A 12638-nucleotide genomic window follows, 5' to 3' on the forward strand; every position below is an offset into this window, starting at 1 on the left:
TAGAAGATGTTTTTAAATCAATATGATGTAATTGTTGTGGGTGCTGGTCACGCCGGTTGTGAAGCTGCTGCTGCTGCTGCCAACATGGGGTGCTCTACGCTTTTGGTGACAATGAATCTTCAAAACATTGCACAGATGTCGTGTAATCCTGCTATGGGAGGAATTGCAAAAGGACAAATTGTGCGTGAGATTGATGCTTTGGGTGGATACTCTGGAATTGTTTCAGATAAAACTGCGATCCAATTCAAGATGTTGAACAAATCAAAAGGACCAGCTATGTGGTCTCCTAGAGTACAATCAGACAGAATGCGTTTTTCAGATGAATGGAGATCGATGTTGGAGAATACTCCGAACTTGGATTTCTACCAAGAAATGGTGGCTGGAATTTTGTCTGAGAATGGAAAGGTGGTTGGAGTGAAAACTTCTCTTGGAGTGGAAATCAAAGCCAAGGCGGTTGTATTGACAAACGGAACTTTTTTAAATGGTTTGATCCATATTGGAGATAAACAATTTGGTGGTGGTCGTGCAGGTGAAAGTGCTTCTTTTGGAATCACAGAAGATTTGGTGAAATTAGGTTTTGAATCCGGAAGAATGAAAACGGGAACTCCTCCACGTGTCGATGGTCGATCTTTGGATTTTTCTAAAATGGTGGAACAACCTGGTGATGAAGTTCCAGAAAAGTTTTCGTATTCTAATTTGACGGCTCCATTAAAAACACAACGCTCTTGTTGGATGTCGTATACTTCATTAGAAGTGCATGATATTTTACGTGAAGGTTTTGATAGAAGTCCAATGTTCAACGGAAGAATCAAAAGTTTAGGCCCGAGATATTGTCCATCAATTGAAGATAAGATTAATCGTTTTGCAGATAAAGAACGCCATCAGCTTTTTGTTGAACCTGAAGGTTGGACAACTTGCGAATATTACATCAATGGTTTCTCAACTTCGTTACCAGAAGATATTCAATTCAAAGCATTGCGCTCGGTTGCTGGATTTGAGAATGTGAAATTTTTCAGACCAGGTTATGCAATCGAATACGATTACTTCCCTCCTACGCAATTGCAACACACTTTAGAAACCAAGTTGGTTGATGGGTTGTATTTCGCAGGACAAATTAATGGAACGACTGGTTATGAAGAAGCAGCCTCTCAAGGTTTAATGGCTGGAATAAATGCAGCATTAAAAGTACAGAATAGAGAGCCGTTTATCTTAAAAAGAGACGAAGCCTATATCGGAGTTTTAATTGACGACTTAATTACAAAAGGAACAGAAGAACCATATCGAATGTTTACTTCTCGTGCTGAATACAGAACGTTACTTCGTCAAGATAATGCTGATTTTAGATTAACACCAAAAGCTTTTGAAATTGGTTTAGCTAAAGAAGAGCGTTTGATTCGTATGGAACAAAAATTCTCTCAATCGGATGCGATGGTAAATTTCTTCAGAGAAACAAGTTTAAAACCTGAAGAAGCTAATCCAATCTTAGAAGCTAAAGGTTCTGCTCCGATGAGTCAGCCTGATAAAATGTTCAAAGTGTTCTCTCGTCCGCAATTGGATTTGGAAGATTTTAGAAAATTCAAAAAAGTAGCGGCTTATATCGAAGAACATGATTTAGATCAAGAAGTAGTTGAGCAAGCCGAAATTCAAGTGAAATATTCTGGTTATATTGAAAAGGAAAAAAATAATGCGGATAAGTTAACTCGTTTAGAAGATATGATAATACCGGATAATTTTAATTTTGATAAAATCCAATCCATTTCAATTGAAGCCAAACAAAAATTAAATAAAATTCGACCACGAACTATCGCACAAGCTTCTCGCATAAGTGGAGTTTCGCCAAGTGATATTTCAGTGTTATTAATATATATGGGTCGATAGTCTCAGTTTTCAGTCTCAGGTTCTAGTTTTTTATTTAACTGCGACTGAACACCGCGACTGCCAACTGAATATGTTTCACGTGAAACAACGTCGTCAACCCCATTAAAATAAGCCTTTCGCATAAAAATAAAATAAATGAATTTTTTAGAAGATAAAAGTTTTATTACCGTTAAAGATTTTTCAGTTTCTGGAGAATCTTTTTCCTTGTTGTTAAATGAGGAATATCAAATTTTAAAAACACATCCCCAACCTACTTTAGATAAATTAGGTTCGTATTACGAATTCGAAGATTACATTTCGCACACTGATGGAAAACGTACACTATTTGAAAAAATGTATCATTTCATCAAAAGAAAAGCAATTCGTGATAAAGTGAAATTAATTAATTCGTACCAACCTGTTAAAGGAAAAATTTTAGACATCGGAGCTGGAACAGGAGATTTCCTTTTGGAATGTAAAAATCAGAATTGGGATATTCTTGGAATTGAGCCAAACGATAAAGCAAAAGGAATTGCTGTTGGAAAAGGAATTAAATTTGGCGATACTATCGAAAAGTTAGAAAGCAATTCTTTTGATGTAATTACCATGTGGCATGTTTTAGAACACGTTCCAGATGTCGAATATCAAGTTGCTGAATTGAAACGTTTATTGAAACCATCGGGAACAATTATTATTGCAGTTCCTAATTTCAAATCGTATGATGCGAAATATTACAAAGAATTTTGGGCAGCTTATGATGTGCCTAGACATTTGTGGCATTTCTCAAAAACAGCAATTGAAAAATTATTCGACAAACAAAATATGAATCTTGAAGATATTAAACCAATGTGGTTTGATAGTTTTTATGTGTCACTTTTGTCAGAAAAATATAAAACCAGAAAAATGAATTTCATTTCTGGATTTTTTATCGGTTTGATCTCAAATGTGTCAGGATTCTTTAAAAAAGAGTTTTCATCGCATATTTATGTGTTAAAAAACAAGTAAAAACCATTTTAAAGCGATTTTAGCCATTTTCTTAATGGTTTTGATAAGAATTATTGTCTTTTTTTGAAAGATTTAATCTAATTAATCTATGAGAGCTGCTTTTAATAGCTTGAATCTATCATTTTTAAAAAAGTATATAAGAAATTCTTATAATCGAAAAATAAATAAAAAACCAACAAATTTGTAACTTGATAACTTATTATTACTTTTACAAAAATTATTAATTATTTACAACAAATGAAAAAAGCCATTTTAATTTTAGGCGTTGCATTAAGCATTTTAGCTTGTAACAAAAATGAAGGAAAATCAGAAAGTTTAAAAACAGCATATATTGATACTGCAGAAATTTTAGAAAAATATGAAAAATTCAAAGCAGAAGATGAAAAATTCAAAGTGAAATCTCAAGAAATGGGACGTCCTTTAGAAGCAAAAGTGAAAGCTTTTCAAGCTGAAGCTCAAAATTTTCAACAAAATGCTCAAGTAAAAGGACCGCAATGGGCACAACAAAAAGGTGCTGAATTAACTCAAAGAGAGCAACAATTAGGTATGGAGCAAAACGCTTTATTACAACAATTACAGCAAGAAGGCGGTGTTTTAAGAGATTCTATTATAAAAGAAGTTAAAGTTTTTATCAAGGAATATGGTAAAAAGAAAGGTTATGATTATGTATATGGTACAGGTGATGCGGCTACTATTTTGTACGCTAAAGACGCTTATAATATTACAGATGAAGTTTTAAAAGAACTGAATGATAATTATAAAGCTTCAGATAAAAAAGAAGAAAAAACAGCTGTAAAAAAATAAATTCAAGTCCTGAGAAATCAGGACTTTTTTATTTCTAATCCTTTCTATATATTTGTTTATTAAAATTTTACGCCACATGGAACAAGTATCAGCCGCAGCCAATTACACCCTCAGATTTATTAATCAGACCAATAAATCCATCTTCCTTACCGGAAAAGCAGGAACCGGAAAAACTACTCTTTTAAAAGAAATTATCGCCACAACACATAAAAACACGGTTGTTGTAGCTCCTACAGGAATTGCCGCTTTGAACGCTAATGGAGTAACAATTCATTCCATGTTTCAATTGCCTTTTGCTGCTTTTATACCTGATAATAAGCAACTTCCGCATTTTTCCGACACTGTAAAATTCGAAAATCGCGATTCACTTGGACGTCATTTCAAAATGAATAACGTGAAACGCTCCGTTATTAGAAATATGGAATTGTTGGTCATCGATGAAGTTTCTATGTTACGAGCTGATGTGCTTGATGCCATGGATTTTATGATGCGAAAAGTCCGAAGAAATGAAAGACCTTTCGGTGGAGCTCAAGTATTATTTATAGGAGATTTACTACAATTACCACCTGTCGTAAAAAATGAAGAATGGGAAATGCTTAAGAATTACTATCGAGGCATGTTCTTTTTTCATTCGCACGTAATTCAGCAATTTCCGCCTTTATACATTGAATTAGATAAAATTTTCCGTCAAACGGATGCGGAATTTATTGATGTTCTGAACAATTTGAGACATAATAAAATCACTTCGGAAGATGTGCAACTGCTAAATCAGTTTGTTAAAGCCGATTTTGATCTAAAGAAAAACAAAGGTTTCATTATTTTAACCACACATAATTCCAAAGCAGATACCATAAATGCTCAGTCGTTAAAAGATTTAGAAGGAAAACAATTCACTTATTTACCTGAAATTACCGGAGATTTTTCCGAAAAAATCTATCCATTAGAAGAACAATTGCAGTTGAAAGTCGGAGCACAAGTCATGTTTATTAAAAACGATTTGAATTTCGAAAAGCAATTCTTCAATGGAAAAATGGGTATCATCAGTTCGTTAACCGAAAAAGAAATTTTTGTTCATTTTCCAGAAGAAAACAAAACGATTGAAGTGGAACGTTACGAATGGCAAAACATTCGCTACAAAGTCAACGAAAACAGCAAAGAAATCGAAGAAGAAGTCATAGGAACATTTGTCCACTACCCTATCAAATTGGCTTGGGCGATTACCGTGCATAAAAGTCAAGGTTTAACTTTCGACAAAGCAGCGCTCGATGTATCGCAAGTTTTTGCACCTGGACAAGCGTACGTGGCTTTATCGCGTTTGCGTTCGTTAAAAGGGCTTATTTTGCTTTCTCCGTTGCGAATGAATGGCATTTCGAGCGATGAACAAGTGCTCAGTTATGCTGAAAACAAAGCTTCTGAAGAAATTTTACAACATTCGTTAGCTAAAGAAACCTTGTTTTTTTGGTTGAATACTTTGCTTAATTCATTTGATTTCAAAGAATTAGGTCAAGAATGGCGCAATCATTTGTTCAGTTACAATTCCGAAGCACCAAAATCGCCAAAAACAAAGCATAACGATTGGGCAAAAACTCAAAATGATAAAATCGCTGAAATTTTAGAACCTTCAGGGAAATTTATGTCGCAATTGCATAAAATTTTTTCCGATGAAAATTTGGATGTCAATTTCGTAAAAGAGCGATGTGATGCGGCTTATCAGTACTTTTTTAAAACTTTAGACACTGTAGCCGAAGAATTGTTGTTGAAGATCGAAGAAGTCAAACGCATCAAAAAAGTAAAAGCGTTTTATGATGAATTATTGGTTTTAGAAGAACTTCAAATCAAAGCGATTTTACAGCTTAAAAAAGCAAAATTATTAACGAATATCATTGTTGAAGGAAAAGAAATTTCGAAGAAAAATTTAATTTCGGAAGACATGAGTACTTACAAAATCAATAAGTTAGTGGTTGTGGCAGAACGCTTTAGAACTTCGCATGCAGCTTTGGTAGAAGATGATGAAGACGTTTCGTATTACACGGATTCAAAAAAGAAAAAAACAAAAGAACCAAAAAAATCGACTTACGAAGACACCTTGGAATTGTGGAAACAAAACTTATCGATTTACGAAATTGCAAAACACAGAAAGCTAACACCTCAAACGATTTACAACCATTTTGCTAAGTTAATCCAAATGGAAATCGTGCAACTTTCCGACATTTTACCAGAAGATAAAATTTCAGATTTAAGAGCTGCTTTCAAAGATTTTAAAGGCGAAAGTTTAGGCGAATTAAAAGAAATTCACGGTGATCAATTCTCTTGGGATGAATTGCGGTTGTATAAAGCTAGTTTAAACAATTAAACCATCTTTCATTTCTATAATTCGGTCACTTTTTTTCGCAAAATCATCATCGTGTGTTACAGCAATGATGGTTTGGCCATAGTTTTGGGTTAATTCCTGAAAAATATCAAAAACAATGTTGGTGTTTTTACTGTCTAAATTTCCAGTAGGTTCGTCACCCATGATTAATAATGGGTCGTTTATCAATGCACGAGCAATTGCTACACGCTGTTGTTGCCCGCCCGAAAGTTTGTTGGCAGGTTTTAAAGCTTGATCTTCTAATCCAAGAATTTTGAGTTTTTCGTATGCTTTTTCTTCGATTTCTTTTTCGGAAAGTTTTCCAAGTTTAATTGCAGGAATCATAACGTTTTTTAAGCATGTAAATTCTGAAAGTAAGTAATGAAATTGAAAAACAAACCCAATTTTTTCATTTCGAATTGCTGCTAATTTATCAGTTGATAAACCCGTCATTAATTCGTTATCAATGAATAAATTTCCTTTGTATTCAGTATCCATTGTTGATAAAACATACAATAGTGTAGATTTTCCACTGCCCGATTTTCCAACCATTGAAAGAAATTCTCCTTTTTGGACTTCAAATGAAATATTTTTCAAGACTTGAAATTCAATTGGGTCATAGAAATATTTATCTATATTTTCGGTTTTTAGAATAGTTTGACGCATAATTTATTTTCTAAAAATGGTTACAGGATCAACTTGTGCTGCTTTTTTTGCTGGAATATAACCTGCGAAAAAAGTAATTACTAAACCAATAACAACGCCTTGTAAATATTTTATAGGTTCATAATCAATAGGAAAATAACCAATATCACCACCAACATATACTTTTTTCAAAAAAGTTATTAAAACGGTTGCCATAATCATTCCTCCGATAACGCCCATGATTCCTATTGTTACTGCTTGTGTCACGAATATTCTAATGACATCTTTCCCTTTAAAACCCATAGCTTTTAAAATGGCGATATCATTAATTTTTTGTGAAACCGTCATGTTTAAAATGTTATAAATTCCAAAACCTGCGACTAACAAAATAGTTAGAGAAACAAAAGTGATAATCATTTTTCGCATTTTGTTGGCAGCCATAAAAGTTTCGTTAGCTTCTTTCCATCCTTCTGCTTTGTAACCCGTTATATTAGAAATTTTTTCAGCTATTACTTTTGCCTTTTCTGGATCAACAATATTTACGTTAATATCTGTAATATAGGACGCTCCTTCTTTCAATAATTGTTGAGAACTAGCTAAATTTACATAGGAATTTGATTTATCAACTTTTGAATTATTGGTTTTAAAAATTCCAACAACTTTGTACGTTTTGTTTACACTTTTTGAGGAAGTTAAATTGATATTATCGCCAATTTTTGCATTCATTTTTTCTGCAATTCCGCTTCCAATAATAATTCCGTTTGGATTTGATTTTAATAAGTCGAAATTACCTTCGGCCATAAACGATTTGATGTTGTACATCACATTCGCTTCTTCAGGTTTGATGCCAATTGCTAATCCCGAGATTTGTGATTTTCCATTGTTATAAAAAACATTAACGCTTACTTGAGGCGTAACTACAGTAACCTCGGGCTGTTTTAAAATGGTTTCAGAAATTAACTTCGGATTAATAATTGTATTGTTTGACGGAACAATTTTCGGATTAATAATCACATAATTTTCTTTAGAATTTTTAACTAAAACCTTGCTAATTTCGTCGTCTTTATATACTCGAATATGAGATGTTGTTTTGAAAATACTTGCACTCGAACTTTTATCAAATCCAACTAACATGCTATTCATAAAAATATAAATAGACATTCCTAAAACCACACCAGCCGCTGCAACAGCGGTTAATTTTTTGTTGGAAATAATATACGTTTTTGCTATTTCGGTATTGATGTTCATGGCTTAAGGTTTTAAAGGCAACAAAACATCTTCTTTAGTGATTCCGTCTAAAATTTCTACATATTCTGTAGAAACTATCCCTGTTTTTACGATAATGGCTTCGTCTTTTCCTTTTACCATTACTTTGTTTCCAAAGCCCAAAAAGTTTCTTGGAATTAAAAGTGCATTTTTCTTTTCGCCAACTAGAATATTAGCTTCTAATTGCGTTCCATAAAGCGAAGTATTCAAAGGTTTGTCGAAAATTACTTTACAAATAAACGATTGGGTTTGCTCATCAAAAGCGGCTAAAATTTCGCTGATTTTTGCATTATACACTTCGTTTTTATTGGTGTTTAATTGCACAAAAACGGTTTGACCAATTTTTACTTTCCCAATACTATTTTCATCTACATTTAAAACTCCTTCAACTTTATTTTCATCTGCGATTACGGCAATTACATCTCCTTTTTTCACATAATCACCAGAAAATTTTAGCTTTTTAATAATTGTTCCTTTTTGTGGAACAACTAATTTATTATACCCTAAAACCACTTGATTGTTTTTCAATTGATTTTCAGTGTTGATGTAATTTTGTTTCGATTGTTGTAAAACTTGTTGGTACTGTTTTTTCAAAGCATTCAATTGCGATAATGAATTTTCTGCGGCTAATTGCATGTTTTCATATTCAACTTTGGCAATACTCTGCGAATCGTATAATCTTTTGTAGCGTTCGGCTTGCGTTTTATCTTGCTGATATTTGCTTTCTGCAAACTTTATATTTTGCTGTAATTGTTGCAAAGCTGGAGCATTATCCGTTAAGTTTTCTTTGGAAATAACTACCAAATCTTTAGCAGAAGCGGTATTGTTTTCATTAGTTTTATTGTCAATTGAAGCAATAATTTGGTTTTCAGTTACTTTATTTCCAACGTCAAAAGTTGCATTTACTAAAATTCCATCTGTTTGAGCAGTAAGATTATAGGAATTGTCCCATTCTAATTCGCCCGAAGCAAAAACTAATTCTTTAATGTCTTGCACAACGGGCTTTCCTTCTTCTTTTGTTCCACATGAAAACAAAGTAGAAAGTGTTAGTAAAAGAAGCAGACTATTTTTCATTTTGAATATTTTTAGTTGTTGTTTATCACAATTTTATTTTTTGAAAATCCTATGTTTGCCAAAGCATTTACCAGATTTATCTCACTGATTAACAAATCATTTTGCGAAATTAGAAGCTTGTCTAATGGTAAAATTTGTTCTTGGTATTGATTGAAATTTTTTTCAAAAGTGTCTTTTTTTAGCAGATATATTTTTTTGAAATTTTTATATTGCTCAATCGCTTTTTCATATTCAATTTCTAGTTGTTTGTTGGCAAATTCATTTTCTTTTTCCGAATGTTCTGCGCTGTTTTTCAATTGATTCAATTGAATTTTCTTATTGTAAACCGTTGCTAATTTTTGCACATTCGTTGGAAAATCCCAAGTAACTTTTAAACCTACATAATTATAGTTTACCCAATTTGAATTCGCATCAAAATAGTTTACATTACTTAGATTTTGCCAATTAAATGATGATATGAAAGATAAAACAGGCAATTGTTGCAAACGAGCAATTTTTAAATCTTGTTGCATCATTTGGTATTGTAACTTATAGTTTTCGCTTTTAAAATTGGAGTTGGTTGCAACCAAATCTTCTCTATTTTCATAATTTGAAAGCGGTTCTGTAAGTTTTAAATCAAATTCATTTTCAAAGAAAAGCGCTAAACTTTGCTTTTGTATCTTTTCATTTAAGATAAGTTGCGATAATTTATCTTGTAGCGCAATTAAATTAGCTTCTGCTTCATTTACATCTTGTTTTCTTGTAATTCCTTCGTTAAATTTGTTTTGGTTTATTAAAACTAAGTTTTCGGCTATTTTGATGTTTTCTTGAAGAATTTTTTTCTGAGCTTCAAACGAAAGCAAGTTAAAATACACGCCGTTAATTTGATTATAAATGTTTTGCTCGTTTAGTTTGTTTTGATTTTCAACTAATTGTTCGTTGATTTTTGCACTTTTAATTTGGGCAATACTTCCAAAATTTAAAATATCAAATTGAGGTTGTACCGAAAAGGTGCTGGTATATTGTTGCCCCATAGTAACTTCCTTAAAAGTTCCTTCGGGTAATCCAAAGATTGGACCTGGTAAAAAACTTACTTGTTGTTCAAAATTATTCAAGGATTGAGCAGTTGCTGGAATTCTTGGATTTAATACATTTCCTATCGCTGTTTTTTTTGTCAAATTTGCTAATTGCGTTTGCAATGTTGCATTTTGTAAAGCATAATTTTTTTCTTTCGAAAGTTGTAACGCTTCTGGTAAAGAATTTACGATTTTTTCTTCTTGTGAAAAACTTGACAATCCACAAAAGATTGAAAAGAGTATCAAAAATCCTTTTTTTGAAGGTATAGGAATATTTTCAAATTTTTTCATCACATTGTCATTTCTTTTGTATTAATAGCAATAAGTTTTCAATGATTTTGTTTCCTTCTATAGAAATATCGTATTGAAAACCAGAAAGTTTCCACTTTAACATTTGAAAACGAAAAGTACCGAGTATAATTGGCAATAAATCTTCGGTTGAAATTTCTGTGGTAAATTCGTTGCTCTGTTTTCCTTGTTCAAGTATTTGTGCCAATAATTGTATTTTGTTTTGCATCAATTGAAGAATTATGGCTTTAATTTCTTTAGATTCATCTATTAATCCATCAGATAAAACAGCAACAACAAAATGTGGATTGTTTTTAAAATAGTTGAATTGACTTGTAAAAACTGCTTTAAAATTTTCAGTTGCAGAATTTTGCGGTTTTATTTGTGCTGTTAAACGCTTGTTCATGTTTTGTTTTAGTAGCGATAATAAAGCAACTAAAATTTCTTCTTTTGATTTGAAATGGCGATAAATAGCACTTTCAGAAAAATTCATTTCAGATGCAACCGTTTTTGTTGTTAAACCTTTTATTCCTTTTTCAATAAGTATTTTTCCTGAAACTTCTATGATTTCAAGTTGTCTGATTGATATTTCGTTTGTATTTGTCATAAGTGAGTGAATATTCACACTACAAAGATATGTGTTTTTAAAACATGAAATATAAAAACGTTCAAAAATTAATTTAACTCAATAAAAAAACCGCTAAAACTGCTGGAATAAAGTAAATTACGATAGTTCTTGCGCCATCGTAATCTTTAGCTAAACGCTGTCCAAAAAGTAAACACAATAATGTTAAACAAGAAACGATTGCGCCATAATATCCTAATCCTTTTGTGACAGGTTGTTGAATAAAAAGTTGAATGATTCCAGAAACACATAACACACCCGCGATAATTTCTAATACAAGAATCGTCATAAGCGCCATAGGAACTTGTTTAGCTAAGATTGTGTTTGCAAAATGACCAGTTAACCATTCTACATTCCCTTTCCAATCTTTGATTTTATCATATCCAGATTGTAAAAAAGTAATTGCTAATAATGCTAAGACTAAAATTGGAGCTGCTTCTGTCATAATTATGCGTTTTTATGTATTAATCTAGTTAATTTTATAGATAAATCGGTTAGAATTATTTTACTATTCCCGTTTCTTTCAATGTGGTAAATAGCATCTTCTAATTCTTTGTAAATATCTGTAATATTTGCGCCATTTACAAACGGAGCAAATTTTTCCAATTCAAATTTCGGAACTTTTGTTTCTAAGAAAACCAAATCATTGGCTTTATAATTGAGCAATAAAGCTTGTCTAAAGAAATGAATACAATAGTGTAAAAATTGTTTTTGAGTTTCTCTTCCTGTAGACGCAATGTTTTCGCTCCAAGCGATTAAATCGTTTATGGCTGCGGCATTTCCTTTAGCACGAAAAGCACTTCTCACCCATTCTACAAACCATTCGTCAAATGGAAATTCATCGTCTTCTTTTCTTAAAATATGTAAAGCTTTATTATAATTTCCTTCACTTTGATGTGCGATTTTTTTAGCAATAGTAGGCTCGCAGTTTTCACGTGAAACCAAAGCTTCGGCAATCACACTTTCACTCAAACCAATAAAATCAATTACTTGACAACGCGATAAAATGGTTTGCAACATATCGCTGGTGCTTTCGGTAATTAAAATGAAAACAGTTTTAGCTGGCGGTTCTTCTAATAATTTCAACAATTTATTGGCTGAAGCACCATTCATCTTATCCGCCATCCAAATGATCATGACTTTGTAACCACCTTCGTATGCTTTTAACGCTAATTTTTTGTTGATTTCGGTTGCTTCGTCAACACCAATTAAACCTTGTTTGTTCTGAATTCCAAGGTTTTTTAACCAATCAAACAAACTTCCATAAGGACTTTCGGTTAAAAATTGGCGCCATTCTACCATGAAATTATCACTAACCGCATGACTTTTTATACTATCTGTGGTTGCAACCGGAAAAACAAAATGCAAATCGGGATGTGAAAAATGCTCAAATTTTAGATTACAAGCCGATTTTTCGCCTATATTTTCTCCGCCACCATTCCCACACAAAATATATTGCGCATAAGCAATCGCCATAGGAAGTGTTCCACAACCTTCTGGACCTACAAATAATTGGGCGTGCGGAATTCTTCCGGCTTCGGCACTTTTTGTGAGGTGATTTTTAATATGATCTTGACCTAAAATATCTTTGAAAAGCATTCAACAAACCTAATCAAAATTTAGCAAAATTGATAGAAAAGATGGCAAAAAATCTGTAACCGAAAGTTTT

General features: G+C 32.4%; 11 protein-coding genes. 4 read left to right on the top strand and 7 right to left on the bottom strand.

Annotated features, from left to right (window positions below):
• Positions 1-6 precede the first annotated feature (6 nt).
• The 4 genes from mnmG to G4L40_RS01945 all read left to right on the top strand — a co-directional run bounded on the left by mnmG (position 7) and on the right by G4L40_RS01945 (position 6019).
• The gene (gene mnmG, locus G4L40_RS01930; protein ID WP_166235464.1) at positions 7-1878 is read left to right on the top strand and encodes a tRNA uridine-5-carboxymethylaminomethyl(34) synthesis enzyme MnmG; all 1872 of its coding nucleotides are present in this window, start codon (positions 7-9) and stop codon (positions 1876-1878) included.
• A 135-nt stretch (positions 1879-2013) separates the two neighbouring features.
• Positions 2014-2862, top strand: a complete 849-nt coding sequence (locus G4L40_RS01935) for a class I SAM-dependent methyltransferase (RefSeq protein ID WP_166235465.1) — start codon at positions 2014-2016, stop codon at positions 2860-2862.
• A 237-nt stretch (positions 2863-3099) separates the two neighbouring features.
• Positions 3100-3666: an OmpH family outer membrane protein gene (locus tag G4L40_RS01940; RefSeq protein WP_166235466.1), complete on the top strand. Its 567-nt coding sequence runs from the start codon at positions 3100-3102 to the stop codon at positions 3664-3666.
• A gap of 76 nt (positions 3667-3742) precedes the next feature.
• Positions 3743-6019, top strand: coding sequence for a helix-turn-helix domain-containing protein (locus G4L40_RS01945; protein ID WP_166235467.1), 2277 nt, complete (start codon positions 3743-3745; stop codon positions 6017-6019).
• Here G4L40_RS01945 and G4L40_RS01950 read toward each other — a convergent pair.
• The 7 genes from G4L40_RS01950 to G4L40_RS01980 form a co-directional block, all read right to left on the bottom strand.
• Positions 6008-6682: an ABC transporter ATP-binding protein gene (locus tag G4L40_RS01950; protein WP_166235468.1), complete on the bottom strand. Its 675-nt coding sequence runs from the start codon at positions 6680-6682 to the stop codon at positions 6008-6010. The genes G4L40_RS01945 and G4L40_RS01950 overlap by 12 nt on opposite strands.
• A 3-nt stretch (positions 6683-6685) precedes the next feature.
• Complete coding sequence (locus tag G4L40_RS01955; protein WP_166235469.1) at positions 6686-7909, bottom strand: ABC transporter permease; 1224 nt, start codon at positions 7907-7909, stop codon at positions 6686-6688.
• 3 nt (positions 7910-7912) lie between these two features.
• Complete coding sequence (locus G4L40_RS01960; RefSeq protein WP_166235470.1) at positions 7913-9001, bottom strand: efflux RND transporter periplasmic adaptor subunit; 1089 nt, start codon at positions 8999-9001, stop codon at positions 7913-7915.
• Positions 9002-9012: 11 nt separating this feature from the next.
• The gene (locus G4L40_RS01965) at positions 9013-10347 is read right to left on the bottom strand and encodes a TolC family protein (protein WP_166235471.1); all 1335 of its coding nucleotides are present in this window, start codon (positions 10345-10347) and stop codon (positions 9013-9015) included.
• Positions 10348-10354: 7 nt separating this feature from the next.
• Complete coding sequence (locus G4L40_RS01970; RefSeq protein WP_166235472.1) at positions 10355-10951, bottom strand: TetR/AcrR family transcriptional regulator; 597 nt, start codon at positions 10949-10951, stop codon at positions 10355-10357.
• Between the two features lie 73 nt (positions 10952-11024).
• A complete protein-coding gene (locus G4L40_RS01975) occupies positions 11025-11414 on the bottom strand; it encodes a DoxX family protein (protein ID WP_166235473.1) in 390 nt (129 codons plus the stop codon).
• A 2-nt stretch (positions 11415-11416) separates the two neighbouring features.
• A complete protein-coding gene (locus G4L40_RS01980) occupies positions 11417-12568 on the bottom strand; it encodes a DNA polymerase III subunit (RefSeq protein ID WP_166235474.1) in 1152 nt (383 codons plus the stop codon).
• Positions 12569-12638: the final 70 nt, after the last annotated feature.

This window comes from Flavobacterium celericrescens (genome assembly GCF_011392075.1).
Classification (GTDB): Bacteria; Bacteroidota; Bacteroidia; order Flavobacteriales; family Flavobacteriaceae; genus Flavobacterium; species Flavobacterium celericrescens.